Origin of the sequence: Arthrobacter agilis, from assembly GCF_030816075.1 — a bacterium.
GTDB lineage: Bacteria > Actinomycetota > Actinomycetes > Actinomycetales > Micrococcaceae > Arthrobacter_D > Arthrobacter_D agilis_E.
This window is the reverse complement of the sequence record NZ_JAUSXO010000001.1, coordinates 3,336,100-3,351,512: the sequence shown is the minus strand read 5'-3', so window position 1 is coordinate 3,351,512 and position 15,413 is coordinate 3,336,100. Positions and strand designations below refer to the sequence as shown.

Sequence of the window (15,413 nt, the reverse complement as noted above, 5' to 3'; positions counted from 1 at the left end):
GGCCCGCGGTGAGACGGTGGACGCCCGCAGCGGACCTGTACTCCGCGGGCTGCCTGCTCTTCGAGCTGCTCACCGGCCGGCCGCCCTTCATCGGGGACAGCCCCGTGTCCGTCGCCTACCAGCACGTCCGGGAGGATCCTCCCTCCGCCAGCAGCCTCAACCCCGACGTCACGCCCGCCCTCGACTCCGTCCTCGTCAGGGCGCTGCAGAAGGACCGCGACCACCGCTTCCAAGACGCCCTGTCCTTCCGCAGGGCGCTGCTCGACGCCGCACGCGGCATCGCCGTCCCCGCCGTTGCGGCAGCGGCACCGACCGTGGCAATGGATGTCACGGCACCCCACCGGCACGCGGGCCGTGGTGCTGCGGCCCCGTTCGCCGCCGATCTGCAGACCCATTCGACAGGCAGGGCCCCGGGGGGTCATGACCTCCCGGATCACCCCGAGGACGACGGGCGGCTCGACGTCCTGAGCTCGGGCGATCCGGTGGACCAGCACCACGACCGGCGGCGCAGGTCCTCGCGGACCGCGTGGATCACCGTCTTCTTCGTGGCGGTCCTGCTCGTGCTCGCGGGCGGTTACGTGGTCCTGAACAACGTCGCGGACGACCGCGCCTCCCAGGAGGCGGCGACCACCGTCAGCGTGCCCGACCTCGTCGGCCTGACCGAGGCCGACGCGACGGATGCCATCGTGGACGCCGGTCTCGTGCCCTCGACCGACGAGGAGTACAACGCATCGGTCGACGAGGGGGACGTCATCGAGTCCGATCCTGCCGCGGGGGCGTCCGTGGACCGGGAGTCACGCGTCAACATCACGGTCTCGCTGGGACCGGCCAACGTGGTGCTGCCCGATACCCTCGCCGGACTCACCGAGGCGTCCGCCCGCGATGCGCTCGAGGTCCTCGGGCTGCGGGGCGGCAGGATCACGGAGGAGACCAGCGCCGACGTCACGGACGGCAGGGTCATCACCACGAATCCGCAGGCCGGCCAGTCGGTGCCGGTCGGCAGCGCGGTGGACCTGGTGCTGTCCAACGGGAAGGTGACCATGCCCCTGCTGACGGATCTCACCCTCGAGCAGGCGCAGGCCCTCCTGGCGGACCCGGCGGTGAAACTGCCGTTCGCGGTCCGTGAGGTCGAGAACAGCGTCGTGGCCCCGGGGATCGTCACCGCACAGTCGGCACCGGCCCGGTCCGAGGTGGACCAGGGGACGGAGATCGTCCTGACCGTCGCGACGGCGCCACCGGCGGAACCGGCTCCCGCACCTTCGACGACGCCGGCCAGCCGTCCGACCGCGACCACCGGCGAGCCGTCGGATCCACGCCCCACCGAGGGCGGCGACTAGGACACCCTCCGGTCGGCACCCGGACCCGCCGGCCACTCCCGGATCCCGGTGAGGCCGGGACCTTCACGGCGGTCATGCCCGGTTTCGGGGGTGCAGCGGACCCGACAGCTCGTACTCCGTCGCGCGCGACGCCACCAGGACGACGCGTGGGCGCAGAGGCTAGCGTGCGATGAGCGGGCTCAGCCCGGCGGCCGTGGCAGCGGCACCCTCGAGCCCGAGGGACTCCAGCCAGTTGCCCAGCATCTGGTAGCCGCCCTCGGTCAGCACCGACTCCGGATGGAACTGGACGCCGCACAGCGGCGCCGTCCTGTGCTCGAGACCCATGATGATGCCACTCGCCGTGCGGGCCGTGACGGTGAGGTCCGCCGGGACGTCGTCACTGACCGCTGCGAGCGAGTGGTAGCGCGTCGCGGTGACCGGAGAGGGGAGACCGGCGAAGACGCTCGTCGCATCGTGTTCCACGAGGGACGTCTTGCCGTGCATGAGCTCCGGGGCGTGCGTCACGGTCCCTCCGTAGGCCTCGGCGAGTGCCTGGTGGCCGAGGCACACCCCGAGCATCGGCTTGCCGTGCTCACCACACCACCTGATGAGGTCCACGCACACGCCGGCGTCGGCCGGCGTGCCCGGACCCGGGGAGATCAGGACGCCGTCGCGGGACGCGGCCATGTCCTGCGCCTCGGCAAGGGTGACGTCGTCGTTCCGGACCACTGTGGTCTCCGCGCCGAGCTCCTGCAGGTAGCCCACGAGGGTGTAGACGAAGCTGTCGTAGTTGTCGACGACGAGGATGCGGGTGGAGTCAGACATGAGCTAGGGGGAACCAATCGTCGAATCTGTGAGCGGGCTGAACTGCGAGACCCAGGGGAACACGAAGACCATGAGCACCATGACGGCCGCGAGGACCAGCATCACCGACAGGATGATGCGCATCCAGAGCGGACCGGGTAGTGCCCGGAAGATCCATCCGTACATCGCTGCTACCCCTGTCCTGCTGCGCGGGCCACGGTCTCCGCGATCTCGGGGGGTGGGCCCGCGTCGGCGGGGCGCCAGGAGTCCAGCACCGAGTAAGCAATAATACGCTCCTGCGCGCCGAAGCGCGGATTGCAGCTGGTCATCGTCATGATCCTGTCCTGCGGGCGGGCATCCGGCTGGGTGGGCACCGGTGCGATGACGTCCACGCGGTCCGGCAGGACGATCTCGGTATTGCGGAAGACGTAGGTGTAGTACCCGTCCCGTGTCTGTACGTAGATCCGGTCTCCCGGTACCAGGGTGTGGATCTGGTCGAGGACCTGGCCGTGGGTCTGGCGATGGCCCGCGAGCGCGAAGTTCCCCACCTCACCCGGTGCACCCGAGCCGGGATAGTGGCCGAGTCCCAGGTTGTCCAGCACGTCGATCCCCACGCCGGAGGTGACGGGCCTGGAATAGTTCTCGCCGAAGCGCGGGATGTAGACGACGCCGAAGGTCCCCACGAGGTCCTCCTGCGGGAGGACGGCCGGGTCACCGAAGTCCCCGGGCGGGGGTGCATCGGCTCCCTCGTCCGCGGGATCCGGAGCCGTGATCGGCGGCGCGTCGGAGAAGAACTCCTCGAGGGCCTGCTCCTGCTTGATGCCGGAGTCGATGTTGGTCCACCAGAGCTCCCAGCCCACGAACAGCAGCAGGATCACCCCGGCGGTGATCAGGAGTTCGCCCAGGACCTGCGCGGCCATCTGGAAGGGGGTACGACGGCGGCGCGTCCGAGGGGGGCGTCCCACCCGCTGAACGGGCGCGGCGTCCATGGTCGACCTGGCCACTGCCGCTCCTGCCGCTCGGGATGCACCGGTACACGATCGATCTTGGCTAGAATCGTTCGGAGAACCGGCCGGATGAAATTCTTCCCACAGGATAACCCGCGGGAGGGAGCGCGTCGGGGCCGCCCACCGAGCTACCGGTGCCACTGACCCCCAGTCGCACCCCGTCGAGGAGAACCCGTGCCCGAATCGAAGCCCCGCAAGAGAGCCGGCGCCGCTGCGCCCTCCGTGAAGTCGTCGCAGCCCAAGCCGAACCCGGTCTGGTACAAGCCCGTGATGTTCGGGCTCATGATCATCGGCCTGCTCTGGATCATCACGTTCTACATCTCCGAGGCCACCCTCCCTGTCGCCGCCTGGGGATCGTGGAACATCCTCGTCGGCTTCGGCGTCGCGATCGTGGGCTTCCTCATGACGACGCGCTGGCGGTGACTCCAGGCAGCAGCCACCGGACCGTCGGCTCGGAGCCCCACACGGCCCCTGTCGGTTCTGTACACACGCTGTGTATGAAGTTATCCACAGATGTGCATGGGATTGTTGATGATTCACGGATTCCCGCGTGATTCCGGGCCCTGCTTATCCACAGGTGTGGAATTACATGTGTGTAAGTTATCCCCCGTGTGGATAAGGGGTGTGGACAACGACGGAGGAGCCGGTACCCGGGTACCGGCTCCTCCGTCGTTGCACAGCCCTAGATCGGAAGGCGGGAGACTCCCACGAAGGTCAGCAGGGCGAGCAGGACGACGACGCCGCCCAGACCGAGCACCTGCGTCCTCGCCTGCCGCTTCCCGCGCGGAGCGTAGGCTATGGCCGCTGCGCAGGCAGCCCCCGCTACGAGGCCACCCAGGTGGGCCTGCCAGGCGATGCCGGGGACCACGAATCCGAGCACGGCGTTGATCGCGATCAGGACGACGATCTGGCGGACGTCGCCACCGCGCTTCCGCTGCACGATGAACAGCGCTCCGAAGAGCCCGAACACGGCACCGGACGCACCGACCACCCCCTGCAGCGGGTTCCCGCTGAGCAGCAGGACGCCGATGGACCCTCCGACGGCGGAGATGAGGTACAGGGCCAGGAACCGCGCCCGACCCATGGCAGGCTCGAGCACCTTCCCGAGGATGTAGAGCGCGTACATGTTGAAGGCGATGTGTAGGAACGAGCTCTGGGAGTGGAGGAAGGCCGCGGTGAGCATGCGCCACGGCTCTGCCGGGATCACGCCCGCGATACCGGCGGTGAACACCGGGGCGTAGGTGAAGGACCGGGTGATTCCCGGGATCACGAGTTGCAACAGGAACACCACCACGCAGAGACCGATCAGCGTGTAGGTGACCACCGGGGTGTCCCCGCGCGAGACGCCGCCGAACGCGGTCTTGCGGGTCGGGGTGGCGGCGGCCTGCTCACGGACGCAGTCCACGCACTGGAACCCGACCGCCGCCGGGCGCTGGCACTCGGCACAGGCCGGACGTCCGCACCGCTGGCACCGCACATAGCTGACCCGATCCGCGTGCCGGGGGCAGACCGGCGCCTCCTGGCCGGCGGCGTCGGGCGCGGGGACACCGTAGGACATTCGGTTAGAGCTGTTCCACGGTGATGCTGTCGATCACGACGTCGTCGAGGGGCTTGTCCCTCATATCGGTGGCGATGGCGTTCAGCTTGTCGACCACCTTGCGGGATTCCTCGTCGGTGACGTCACCGAAGATGGTGTGCTTGCCCTGCAGCCAGGTGGTGGGCACGGAGGTGATGAAGAACTGCGAACCGTTGGTGCCGCGTCCGCCCTGGAGGCCAGCGTTGGCCATGGCCAGCTTGTAGGGCTCGTTGAAGGTGAGGTCGGGATTGATCTCGTCGTCGAACTTGTAGCCCGGTCCGCCGATGCCCTGGCCGAGGGGATCGCCACCCTGGATCATGAAGTCCTTGATGATGCGGTGGAACACGGTGCCGTTGTAGAGGGGGGCGTTGCTCTCCTCACCGGTCTGCGGGTGGGTCCAGGTGATCTCACCCGTCGCGAGGCCCACGAAGTTCTTCACCGTCTTCGGGGCATGGTTCCCGAAGAGGTTGACCTCGATATCGCCCTGGTTGGTGTGGATGGTCGCTTTTGCTGTCGGAATAGCAGTCATTGGGCCATTCTTCCACGCGCCTCCCGACAATAAGCTGGAGTGGTCCCATTCCGCGCACAGTGAAACGCCGCCTTTCGAACGTCCCTGCACCGCCCCCGGATAGCACCCCCACGACGATGCAACGTAGGCTGATCAAAACGAACAACCATCCCCTGGAGGTTTTTGTGAAGAAGAACGTACGCACCAACCACGAACTCGAGGAAGGCGTCGCTCTCGGTCTGGCGGCTGCTGCCGGAGTAGCAGCAGCACGGGACTGGGCGACACCTCACGTCGATGCCGCCTACGGCTGGGCGAAGCCGCGCTGGGAGAAGGGACTGGAGACCGCCAAGCCGGCCCTCCAGGACACGGTCCGCAAGGCGACGACAGGACTCGCCGGAGGTGTCGCCGTCGTCACCCCCCTCATCCAGGAGAGCATCGACAAGGTGGGACCACGGATCACCCAGGTGATCGACGACACCACCCCGAAGATCCAGGAGACGCTCGACAAGGCCACACCGGTGCTCAACACCGCGAAGGGCAGGGTCGTCGACGAGTACCTTCCCGCGCTGTCCGCCAAGCTCGGCGAGGCAGCCGACACGGCATCCCGCTCGCTCGCGGCTGCAACCGTGCCGCCCGTCGTGGAGAAGGCCGTCACCCGGGTCACGGGCGATAAGAAGGCCGCCAGGAAGGCACAGAAGCGCCTCGTCGCCGCGACCATGCAGGCGTCGAAGGACCTCAGGAAGAACCAGAGCCGCAGCTCCGGCAAGGGCTGGCCGGTCTTCGGCATCATCGCGGCCGCGGTCGTCGCCGCTGTGGCCGCGTGGCGCGCGTCCCGGCCCGTCCAGGACCCCTGGAAGACTCCTGCACCGATGAAGGCGACGGCGGGTCCCGCAACGACCCAGAAGTCGCAGAACGCGAAGGATGCCGTCATCAGCATCAAGGAGGCGGCCGACCGCGCCGCGGCGTCGTCGGGCGAGGTCCCCGCGGCCACCGCGACCACGAACGCCGATGCTGCCCCTTCGGCATCCACTCCGGCCAAGGACACGGTCAAGGCCAAGGACACGGCCAAGGACACCGACGGTGCGAAGCACGCCGCTGAGCCCACGGAGGACCCCAAGGTCTGACAGCAGCACCGCCTATGAAGGGACCCCCGGCCGTGTGCCGGGGGTCCCTTCGTCTTCCGGGAAGTATGCGCCTACCTACATATTCTCCACCAGGACTATTCGCCACCGAGTCCCGGCGGGGGACCGGCCGCTGCTTCCTCGGCCAGTGGTCGGCGGCCCCGCCGTCGTTGCTGTCCGCGGATCACGACGGCGAGGCCCACGAGGATCAGAGCGAGCCCGCCGTACGTCCCCGCAGGGAGCGTCTCCTCGAGGAACACGGCCGCGAGGATGGCGGCCCCCGGGATCTCGAGCAGGATGATCATGGAGACGACGAGGGGGCTCATCACGGCGAGGAGGTGGTTGAACACGGAGTGGCCCATGATCTGTGCCATGAGGGTCACGGCGAGGATGCCCGCCCAGGCCGCCGGAGGGAAGCCGACGATCGGCTGGCGTGTCACGGCGCACAGCACCAGCAGGATCACGGCGCAGGCGCCGTAGCACAGCGTCGTGTAGGTCCCCGTGGACAGCGTCCGGCGGGCGGAGGCGCCGGCCATCTGGTAGACGCCCGCAAGCGCCCCGCCGGCAAGGGCGAGGACATCGCCGAGGAGTGCGTCCGGGGACAGGGAGAGGTCGAATCCCGTGATGACGACGACACCGATGAACGCGACACCCAGCCCTGCCACCACGGCCTTCTGGGGCCGGGACCCGCGCAGGGCGTCGAACAGCGCGATCCATGCCACCTGCAGGCAGACGAGGGCTGTGGCCGCTGCCACCGAAGTGAGCTTGAGAGCCGTGATGAAGCACGCGAAGTGCAGGGCGAGCGCTGTGGCGGCGATAGCCAGCCGCCGGAGGTCCGCGGAGGTCAGGGCCGCGAATTCGGCTCTCTTGGAGACCGCGGCCGGCCCGCCCATGAGCAGAGCCCCGAGCAGGTTCCGCCAGAACGCGATCGCCAGGACCGGCGCGGCGGTCGCCGCCATGATCGGCCCCGAGGCCGAGACCCCGATGACGCCGAGGATCGAGAGGAAGATGGTCACGCGGCAACCCTATGGCACGCCGTACCCGGCGCCGTAATGGGCCCCTCAACGCAGAAAGTCCCGGTCGATGACCGGGACTTCCTTTCGGTGGAGGCACGGGGACTCGAACCCCGAACCCCCTGCTTGCAAAGCAGGTGCGCTACCAATTGCGCCATGCCCCCGAATCGGGCCGCGGCCGGCATACCTTCACCGGACGCTGATCCTTGCTACGCTACGTCGTCCGTCGCATTGCTCCAGACGCCTTTGCTCTTCTCTGAATCCTGCCACCGCTTGAACGCCAGGAGACTCGCTGCGGCCGCTGCCACGATGAGCAACTTCTTCACAACACTCTCCTTGCCGTCACCTGCCGGTGGTGGATCCGTGGGCGTACCAGGACTTGAACCTGGGACCTCTTCGTTATCAGCGAAGCGCTCTAACCGCCTGAGCTATACGCCCCGATACCTCTTCGGGCCGAGATACGACTTTACAGTAGTGGCTCGGCATTCTTCAAATCGCCCGCGGGCGCCGAAGGGGCCGGTGTCCTAATCGTCGGTCAGCGTGACGCCGATACCGCCGACCAGGGTGGAGGAGATGTTGTAGAGCACCGCCGACAGCATGGCGAGAGCGGTCAGGAGCACCACGTTCACCACCGCGATGATGGTCGCGAAGGACAGCACCTGCGGCAGCGAGGCGAACTGGCGGAGGTCGAAGCCACCGCTCTCGGACCCTGCGATCTCTCGCAGCAGCGCGTTGACGCCGTCGAAGATGCCCGTCAGGTCCAGGACCGTCCAGATCACGAAGGACGCGACGACCGTCACGATGCCGAGTGCGACCGAGAGCAGGAAGGACATCTTGAGGACGGACCAGGGGTCCACCTTGCTCACGAGCAGGCGGGCCTTGCGGGCCTTGGCCTTCGGCGCGGGCTTCACGAGCCCGGGCCGCTGCCCGGGGCGCGCTGCCTGCGCACCCGCGGAGGCCGGGCGCTGGGTTGGACGTGCGGGGGCGTTGACGCGCGGAGGAGCCCCAGGCGTTCTCACTTGTCCGCTGGTAGATCGCGGGTTGGTGTTGGCCGAGCTCACTCAGTACCTCCGTGTTCCGGCGACTCAGCGTCAGGCTCAGCCGTTTCCTCTGTCGACAACCGTACTTCATCGGCTGTGAACTCCGCAGGATCCTGCTGAGGCGTGACCGTATCGATGACCTCCACGTCGGGGCTCGCCTCGGCGGGATCCTCGATGAGTCCCTCCTCGACGGCGACGCTCCGCTCACTGTTCCGCGCCACCGCGATGATGCGGTCGGTCTTGTCGGGCTTCGCGAAGATCACACCCATCGTGTCGCGGCCCTTGGCGGGTACACCGGCGACGGCGGAGCGGACGACCTTGCCGCCGCCCATGACGACCAGCACCTCGTCCTCCTCCTGCACCACGAGGGCGCCGACGAGGTCGCCGCGCTCCTCGGCGAGCTTGGCGACCTTGATGCCGAGCCCTCCACGGCCCTGCACGCGGTAGTCGTCGACCTTCGTCCGCTTCGCGAAACCACCCTCGGTCACGATGAACACGTACGAGTCGTCGGTGACGACGTTGGCAGCGAGCAGCTCGTCGTCGTCGCGGAACTTCATGCCCGTCACGCCCGACGTCGCACGGCCCATGGGCCGCAGGGCGTCGTCGTCAGCGGTGAAACGGAGCGACTGCCCCTTGCGGGAGACCAGCATGATGTCGTCCTCGCTCGAGACGAGCTGCGCTGAGACGAGCTCGTCGTTGTCGCGGAGGTTGATCGCGATCACGCCGGCGGTGCGGTTGGTGTCGTAGTCCTCGAGCCGGGTCTTCTTGACCAGTCCGCGCTTCGTCGCGAGTACGAGGAAGGGCGACTGCTGGTAGTCGCGCAGGTCCAGGACCTGCGCGATGGTCTCGTCGGGCTGGAAGGCGAGCAGGTTGGCGACGTGCTGGCCCTTGGCGTCGCGAGCCGCCTCCACGAGCTCGTACGCCTTGGCACGGTAGACGCGGCCGAGGTTCGTGAAGAACAGCAGCCAGTGGTGCGTGGTGGTGACGAAGAAGTGCTCGACGACGTCGTCCCCCCGCAGCTGCGCACCCTTGATGCCCTTGCCGCCGCGCGCCTGCTGGCGGTAGTTGTCGCTGCGGGTGCGCTTGACGTAGCCGCCGCGGGTGATGGTGACGACCATCTCCTCCTCGGGGATGAGGTCCTCCATGCTCATGTCACCGTCGTAGCCCATGAGGATCTCGGTGCGGCGGTCGTCGCCGTACTTCGCCACGATGTCCGCGAGCTCCGTGCTGACGATGCCGCGCTGCACGTCCTCGGACGCGAGGATGCGGTTGAACTCGGTGATCATGGACTCGAGTTCGGCATGGCGGTCCTGGATCTTCTGCCGCTCCAGGGCCGCGAGGCGCCGGAGCTGCATGTTCAGGATGGCCGTGGCCTGCAGTTCGTCGATGGAGAGCAGTTCCATGAGGCCGTCGCGTGCCTGCTCGGTGGTGGAGGACGCGCGGATCAGGGCGATGACCTCGTCCAGGGCGTCGAGCGCCTTCAGGAGCCCGCGGAGGATGTGGGCCTCCTCCTCCGCCTTGCGCAGCCTGTACCGGGTGCGGCGCACGATGACCTCGAGCTGGTGGTTCACCCAGTGGCGGATGAACGCGTCGAGGCTCAGGGTGCGGGGGACGTCATCGACGATCGCGAGCATGTTCGCGCTGAAGTTGTCCTGCAGCTGCGTGTGCTTGTAGAGGTTGTTGAGCACCACCTTGGCGACGGCGTCGCGCTTCAGCACGATCACGAGGCGCTGCCCGGTACGCCCGGAGGTCTCGTCGCGCAGATCGGCGATGCCGCTGATCCTGCCGTCCTTGACCAGTTCGGCGATCTTGATCGCCAGGTTGTCCGGGTTGGCCTGGTAGGGCAGTTCCGTGACGACGAGGCAGGTGCGGTTCTGGATCTCCTCGACGTTGACGACGGCGCGCATCGTGATGGAGCCGCGGCCGGTCCGGTAGGCGTCCTCGATGCCCTTGTGCCCCAGGATCTGCGCTCCGGTGGGGAAGTCGGGTCCCTTGATGCGGGCGATCAGGGCCTCGAGCAGTTCCTCCTTGGTGGCGCCCGGGTTCTCCAGGTACCACTGGACGCCGTCGGCGACCTCGCGCAGGTTGTGCGGCGGGATGTTGGTGGCCATGCCGACGGCGATGCCGGAGGACCCGTTGACGAGCAGGTTCGGGAACCGCGACGGCAGGATGGTCGGTTCCTGGTTCTTGCCGTCGTAGTTGTCCTGGAAGTCGACGGTCTCCTCGTCGATGTCTCGCACCATCTCCATGGCGAGCGGGGCCATCTTCGTCTCGGTGTACCGGGGTGCGGCCGCGCCGTCGTTGCCGGGCGAGCCGAAGTTCCCCTGGCCGAGGGCGAGCGGGTAGCGCATGGTCCAGTCCTGGATCAGGCGGACGAGGGCGTCGTAGATCGCGGAATCACCGTGCGGGTGGTACTGGCCCATGACCTCGCCGACCACGCGGGCACACTTGTTGAACGAGCGGTCGGGGCGGTAGCCACCGTCGAACATCGCGTAGAGGACGCGGCGGTGGACGGGCTTCAGTCCGTCGCGGACGTCGGGCAGGGCCCGGCCGACGATGACGGCCATCGCGTAGTCGAGGTAGGACCGCTGCATCTCGGTCTGCAGGTCGACCTGCTCGACGCGGTCCGTCAGGACCTCGCCCTCGAGAGGCTCGTCCGGTCCGTTGCCGGTGATGTCGTCACTCATGAATCAGTTCCGTTCGTCATGTCTGTGTGCTGCGATACCGCGTGACCGAGCCGTGGGTGGTTCCGACATTCTGTGTAGGCGCTTTAATATTCGCGAGGAACGAGCGAATTTCGTTGCGCCGGCAGAATGCCGGAGACACACACTAGATATCCAGGAAACGCACGTCCTTGGCGTTCTGCTGGATGAAGTTACGGCGGGACTCCACGTCCTCGCCCATGAGCACCGAGAACACCTGGTCCGCGGCGGCGGCGTCGTCCATGGTGACCTGGAGCAGCGTGCGGTGGTCCGGATCCATCGTGGTCTCCCACAGTTCCGTGTAGTCCATCTCGCCGAGACCCTTGTAGCGCTGGATCCCGTTGTCCTTGGGCAGGCGCTGGTTGTTGGCCAGGCCCATCTTGATGACCTCGTCACGCTCACGGTCACTGAACACGTAGTCGTGCTTCGCGTTGGACCACTTGATCCGGTACAGCGGAGGCTGGGCGAGGTACACGAAACCGTTCTCGATAAGCGGCCGCATGTAGCGGAACAGCAGCGTGAGCAGCAGGGTGGTGATGTGCTGGCCGTCCACGTCCGCGTCGGCCATGAGCACGATCTTGTGGTACCGGGCCTTGTCCACGTTGAAGTCCTCGCCGATCCCCGCACCGAACGCGGTGATCATGGCCTGGACCTCGCTGTTGCCGAGGGCGCGGTCGAGGCGCGCCCGCTCCACGTTCAGGATCTTCCCGCGGAGCGGGAGGATGGCCTGGGTCTCGGGGTTGCGTCCCCGGACGGCCGAGCCACCGGCCGAGTCGCCCTCCACGATGTAGATCTCGGACCGTGCGGGGTCCTTGGACTGGCAGTCCTTGAGCTTGCCCGGCATACCGCCGGACTCCAGCAGCCCCTTGCGCCGCGTGGACTCGCGCGCCTTGCGAGCCGCGAGGCGTGCCTGGGATGCCTGGATGGACTTGCGGATGACGTCGCGGGCCGGCCCCGGGTTGCGCTCCAGCCAGTCACCGAGCTGGTCGGTGACGACGCGCTGCACGAATCCCTTGACCTCGGAGTTGCCGAGCTTCGTCTTCGTCTGGCCCTCGAACTGAGGCTCCGACAGCTTGACGGAGATGACGGCGGTCAGGCCCTCACGGATGTCGTCACCCGTGAGGTTGTCGTCCTTCTCCTTGATGATGTTCTTCTCGCGTGCGTACTTGTTGATCAGCGTGGTCATGGCCGCACGGAAGCCCTCTTCGTGGGTGCCACCCTCGTGCGTGTTGATCGTGTTCGCGTAGGTGTGCACGCTCTCGGAGTACGCCGACGTCCACTGCAGCGCGATCTCGACGGACATGGTCCGGTCCGTGTCCTCCGTCTCGAAGGCGATCACGTCGGGGTGGACGACGTCCACGCGCTTGGACGAATTGAGGTGCCGGACGTAGTCCAGCAGCCCGTTCTCGTAGAAATACACCACGGCCCGGTGCTTCGGCTCGCCGTCGGACTCCTGCGCGTTCTCGACCTCGGTGACCTCGTCGGTCTGTACGGCGTCGACCCGCTCGTCAGTCAGCGTGATGCGCAGTCCCTTGTTGAGGAACGCCATCTGCTGGAATCGCGCGCGGAGGGTCTCGAAGTCGAACTCGGTGCTCTCGAAGATCGCGTCGTCCGGGTAGAACGTCTGGGTGGTCCCGGTCTCCGAGGTCTCCTCACCCTTCCTCAGTTCACCGAACGGCTTGCCACCGTCCCTGAAGGACTGGCGCCAGACGTGTCCCTGGCGGCGGACCTCGGTCTCGACGCGCTTGGACAGGGCATTGACGACGGAGATACCGACGCCGTGCAGGCCACCCGACACCGCGTACCCGCCGCCACCGAACTTGCCGCCGGCGTGGAGGATGGTCATGACGACCTCAACCGTGGGCCGGCCCTCGGTGGGGTGCATGTCGACGGGGATGCCACGCCCGTTGTCGACGACCTTGACGCCGCCGTCGGCCTGGAGCGTGATCTCGATGTGGTCGCAGTACCCGGCGAGCGCCTCGTCCACCGAGTTGTCCACGACTTCGTAGACGAGGTGGTGGAGGCCGCGCGGGCCGGTGGACCCGATGTACATGCCGGGTCGTTTGCGGACCGCTTCCAGTCCTTCGAGGACGGTGATCTCACTGGCGCCGTACGCGTGTTCGGTCGCGGCCTCCAGAATGGGGGACTCGCCCTCGCCGATCAACACATCACTTGCGTTCAACTCGTTCTCGTGTGCCACAGGCGTAGACGGCTCCTCAGCTGGATAGACCACATGAATCTCCTACTATTCTACCCTGCGGATGGTTGCGGGAGCGCACCAACCGCCCCTCACCGGCCAATAAAGCGGGTTCAGAGCCCATAGCGGGTCCTTCCATGAGGACCGATACGCCGGGGGGACCCCCGATTGCCCTACAGGCCGTCCAGAGGACCCGGGATTGCGCTGTCAGCTCACCCGTAGGTATCGCGGGGACCGCGACCTTTGACCGTGCGCCCACCCTTGCGCCAGCTCGGCGCGGCGGGGCCGATCACGGAGAGTCGCTTCACGACGCCGGCACCGAGTTCGGCCTCGAACCGCCGCAGTACCTCCGGTGCGATGAGGCGCAGCTGGGTGGCCCAGGCGGTCGAATCACAGCGGACGAGGACGGTGTCGGCGTCGAAGCTCTCGGGTACGCAATGGGCCGCGATGTCCGTTCCGACGATCTCGTCCCAGCGGGACAGGACCGACCCGATGGCCACCGGTGACCTCCAGCCGCGCTCGGCGAGCATCCGGGAGAACACGTTGCCCACGCCTTCCGGGTCGCGTCCTCCGTAGACCGGTTCGGGTGAGTACCGGCGTCGCGGTGTCTTCCCCGGTTGCTTCGCCGCCGGTCCGCGGGGGGTGCCCCGGGCCTCCGATGCGCTGCGCAGCCGGTTGAGCAGAGCCTGCGGAGCATCCTGCGCGGGGAACTCCTCGGCGCCCGCCCGGCCGGGTTCACCGTCGTCGCCGCGGTCCGGATCGGATCCCCGCCGAGGGTCCTTTCCCGCACCGGATGCCGGTTCCTCCTCGCGGTCCTCAGGCATGAGCCTCTCCTGAGGGGAGGTCCAATGGGAGGTCCGGTGGGAGGTCCCGGTGCTCGTCCGTGGGACCGGCTTCGGTGTCCGGACCGGCGTCGACGCTGAAACCGGTTTCGGTGTCGGAACCGGCAAGGGCGCCCGGGGTCACGTGGATCTGGCGTCCGAGGAGCGCCGCAGGGATGTCGTCGCCCACTGCCGCGGTGACCAGCACCTGTTCGGCAGGAGCCACGATGGCGGCCAGGCGCGTCCGCCGCTGTGCGTCGAGTTCCGCGAACACGTCGTCGAGGATCAGGACCGGGTCGCCACCCGGGGTGTGGTCCTCCTCAAGGAGCAGATAGTAGGAGGCCAGCCGGAGGGCGAGGGCCATGGACCATGTCTCTCCGTGCGATGCGTAGCCCTTGACCGGGGCCCCGCCCAGCAGGAGTCCGAGCTCGTCGCGGTGCGGACCCACGAGTGAGATGCCACGGTCCAGTTCCTTCTTCCGGTGGCGGAGCAGGCTCTCGACGAACAGTTCCGTGAGCGCCGGCAGCTCGAGGTCCCTCAGTCCGTCCGCGGAGGCGCCGTGCGTCGCCTCCGCTCCGTCGTCATCTACCGCGATCCCGGTGGACGAGACGCTGGAGACGTACGCGATATCAGCGACCTTCGACCCGTCCGTCAACTCCTTGTAGGCGCGCTGGACGTGGGGACGGAGCAGGTCGACGAGGAGGAGCCGGGCGGACAGCAGGCGTGCGCCGGCCTCGGCGAGGTGCTGGTCCCACACGTCGAGGGTGGCTTCGTGGCCTGTCGAGAACCGTCCGGCGGCCCGCGCCGACTTGAGCAGGGCGTTGCGCTGCTTGAGCACCCGCTCGTAGTCCGCCCGCAGCGCCGTCTGGTGCGGGAGCAGGGAGACCATCACCTCGTCGAGGTACCGGCGCCGTCCGGAGGGATCACCCTTGACGAGCGAGAGGTCCTCGGGAGCGAAGAGGACGGTCTTGAGGATCCCTGCCGCGTCCCGCGCACGCACGGGGTTGGCCCTGTTGATCCTGGCGCGGTTGCCGGATTCCGCGTTGATCTCGACTTCGACGCCGGTGCGCTGGGTACCCCGGACGAACCTGCCGCGGATGATCGCGCGGTCCTGGCCGAAACGGATCAGCGGCTTGTCGCTGCTGACACGGTGCGAGGACAGGGTCGCCAGATAGCCGATGGCCTCGACGATGTTGGTCTTCCCCACGCCGTTGGGCCCGACGAACACCGTGATCCCGGGTTCGATCGCCGTGTCGAGCTGCTCGTAGCTCCGGAACCCGGTGAGTGAGAGGTGCTCCACGTACACCG

At 67.6% G+C, this 15,413-nt stretch carries 15 protein-coding genes and 2 tRNA genes; 3 read left to right on the top strand and 14 right to left on the bottom strand.

The window, feature by feature from the left end; translation table 11 throughout:
• Positions 1 to 8: 8 nt before the first annotated feature.
• Positions 9 to 1,337, top strand: coding sequence for a PASTA domain-containing protein (locus QFZ50_RS15795; RefSeq protein ID WP_307085754.1), 1,329 nt, complete (start codon positions 9 to 11; stop codon positions 1,335 to 1,337).
• A gap of 159 nt (positions 1,338 to 1,496) precedes the next feature.
• Here the strand turns inward: QFZ50_RS15795 and QFZ50_RS15790 are convergent, their stop codons facing one another.
• Genes QFZ50_RS15790 through QFZ50_RS15780 form a run of 3 tightly spaced genes read right to left on the bottom strand, consistent with a single transcriptional unit; the run spans position 1,497 to position 3,040 of the window.
• Positions 1,497 to 2,141 carry an aminodeoxychorismate/anthranilate synthase component II gene (locus QFZ50_RS15790; RefSeq protein ID WP_307085752.1) on the bottom strand — a complete coding sequence of 215 codons (645 nt, stop codon included), beginning with the start codon at positions 2,139 to 2,141 and terminating at the stop codon, positions 1,497 to 1,499.
• A gap of 3 nt (positions 2,142 to 2,144) precedes the next feature.
• Positions 2,145 to 2,306, bottom strand: coding sequence for a hypothetical protein (locus QFZ50_RS15785; protein WP_307085750.1), 162 nt, complete (start codon positions 2,304 to 2,306; stop codon positions 2,145 to 2,147).
• Between the two features lie 5 nt (positions 2,307 to 2,311).
• Complete coding sequence (locus QFZ50_RS15780; RefSeq protein ID WP_307086850.1) at positions 2,312 to 3,040, bottom strand: class E sortase; 729 nt, start codon at positions 3,038 to 3,040, stop codon at positions 2,312 to 2,314.
• 261 nt (positions 3,041 to 3,301) lie between these two features.
• Here QFZ50_RS15780 and QFZ50_RS15775 point away from each other — a divergent pair, with 261 nt between their 5' ends.
• On the top strand, positions 3,302 to 3,550 hold the full coding sequence (locus tag QFZ50_RS15775; RefSeq protein ID WP_307085748.1) for a cell division protein CrgA: 249 nt from the start codon (positions 3,302 to 3,304) through the stop codon (positions 3,548 to 3,550).
• A 259-nt stretch (positions 3,551 to 3,809) separates the two neighbouring features.
• On the opposite strand, the gene QFZ50_RS15770 is transcribed toward QFZ50_RS15775, so the two are convergent.
• Positions 3,810 to 4,685 (bottom strand): rhomboid family intramembrane serine protease, encoded by an 876-nt coding sequence (locus tag QFZ50_RS15770; RefSeq protein ID WP_307085747.1) that lies wholly within the window; start codon positions 4,683 to 4,685, stop codon positions 3,810 to 3,812.
• 4 nt (positions 4,686 to 4,689) lie between these two features.
• Positions 4,690 to 5,232: a peptidylprolyl isomerase gene (locus QFZ50_RS15765; RefSeq protein ID WP_307085744.1), complete on the bottom strand. Its 543-nt coding sequence runs from the start codon at positions 5,230 to 5,232 to the stop codon at positions 4,690 to 4,692.
• A gap of 164 nt (positions 5,233 to 5,396) precedes the next feature.
• Between QFZ50_RS15765 and QFZ50_RS15760 the strand changes: the two genes are divergently transcribed.
• Positions 5,397 to 6,335 (top strand): hypothetical protein, encoded by a 939-nt coding sequence (locus QFZ50_RS15760; protein ID WP_307085742.1) that lies wholly within the window; start codon positions 5,397 to 5,399, stop codon positions 6,333 to 6,335.
• A gap of 95 nt (positions 6,336 to 6,430) precedes the next feature.
• On the opposite strand, the gene QFZ50_RS15755 is transcribed toward QFZ50_RS15760, so the two are convergent.
• The 9 genes from QFZ50_RS15755 to recF all read right to left on the bottom strand — a co-directional run bounded on the left by QFZ50_RS15755 (position 6,431) and on the right by recF (position 15,411).
• Entirely contained in the window at positions 6,431 to 7,348 is a 918-nt protein-coding gene (locus QFZ50_RS15755; RefSeq protein ID WP_307085740.1) for a DMT family transporter, read from the bottom strand.
• A gap of 88 nt (positions 7,349 to 7,436) precedes the next feature.
• Positions 7,437 to 7,509, bottom strand: a tRNA-Ala gene (locus QFZ50_RS15750).
• A gap of 45 nt (positions 7,510 to 7,554) precedes the next feature.
• A complete protein-coding gene (locus QFZ50_RS15745; RefSeq protein WP_307085739.1) occupies positions 7,555 to 7,671 on the bottom strand; it encodes a DLW-39 family protein in 117 nt (38 codons plus the stop codon).
• A 38-nt stretch (positions 7,672 to 7,709) separates the two neighbouring features.
• A tRNA-Ile gene (locus tag QFZ50_RS15740) sits at positions 7,710 to 7,783 on the bottom strand.
• Between the two features lie 86 nt (positions 7,784 to 7,869).
• Positions 7,870 to 8,406 carry a DUF3566 domain-containing protein gene (locus tag QFZ50_RS15735; RefSeq protein ID WP_307085738.1) on the bottom strand — a complete coding sequence of 179 codons (537 nt, stop codon included), beginning with the start codon at positions 8,404 to 8,406 and terminating at the stop codon, positions 7,870 to 7,872.
• Positions 8,403 to 11,072 (bottom strand): DNA gyrase subunit A, encoded by a 2,670-nt coding sequence (gene gyrA / locus QFZ50_RS15730; RefSeq protein WP_307085737.1) that lies wholly within the window; start codon positions 11,070 to 11,072, stop codon positions 8,403 to 8,405. Before gyrA ends, QFZ50_RS15735 begins: the two co-directional genes overlap by 4 nt.
• A 142-nt stretch (positions 11,073 to 11,214) precedes the next feature.
• Entirely contained in the window at positions 11,215 to 13,254 is a 2,040-nt protein-coding gene (gyrB, locus tag QFZ50_RS15725; RefSeq protein ID WP_307085736.1) for a DNA topoisomerase (ATP-hydrolyzing) subunit B, read from the bottom strand.
• 242 nt (positions 13,255 to 13,496) lie between these two features.
• Entirely contained in the window at positions 13,497 to 14,108 is a 612-nt protein-coding gene (locus QFZ50_RS15720) for a DUF721 domain-containing protein (RefSeq protein WP_307085734.1), read from the bottom strand.
• Positions 14,101 to 15,411, bottom strand: a complete 1,311-nt coding sequence (gene recF, locus QFZ50_RS15715; RefSeq protein ID WP_307085732.1) for a DNA replication/repair protein RecF — start codon at positions 15,409 to 15,411, stop codon at positions 14,101 to 14,103. The genes QFZ50_RS15720 and recF overlap by 8 nt, the downstream gene beginning before the upstream one ends.
• Positions 15,412 to 15,413 lie beyond the last annotated feature (2 nt).

Coding starts and splice junctions, on each gene's coding strand:
- QFZ50_RS15780 (WP_307086850.1), bottom strand. CDS start 3,040: ATGGCCGCGCAGGTCCTGGGCGAACTCCTGATCACCGCCGGGGTGATC.
- QFZ50_RS15790 (WP_307085752.1), bottom strand. CDS start 2,141: ATGTCTGACTCCACCCGCATCCTCGTCGTCGACAACTACGACAGCTTC.
- QFZ50_RS15770 (WP_307085747.1), bottom strand. CDS start 4,685: ATGTCCTACGGTGTCCCCGCGCCCGACGCCGCCGGCCAGGAGGCGCCG.
- QFZ50_RS15720 (WP_307085734.1), bottom strand. CDS start 14,108: ATGCCTGAGGACCGCGAGGAGGAACCGGCATCCGGTGCGGGAAAGGAC.
- QFZ50_RS15785 (WP_307085750.1), bottom strand. CDS start 2,306: ATGTACGGATGGATCTTCCGGGCACTACCCGGTCCGCTCTGGATGCGC.
- QFZ50_RS15765 (WP_307085744.1), bottom strand. CDS start 5,232: ATGACTGCTATTCCGACAGCAAAAGCGACCATCCACACCAACCAGGGC.
- gyrA (WP_307085737.1), bottom strand. CDS start 11,072: ATGAGTGACGACATCACCGGCAACGGACCGGACGAGCCTCTCGAGGGC.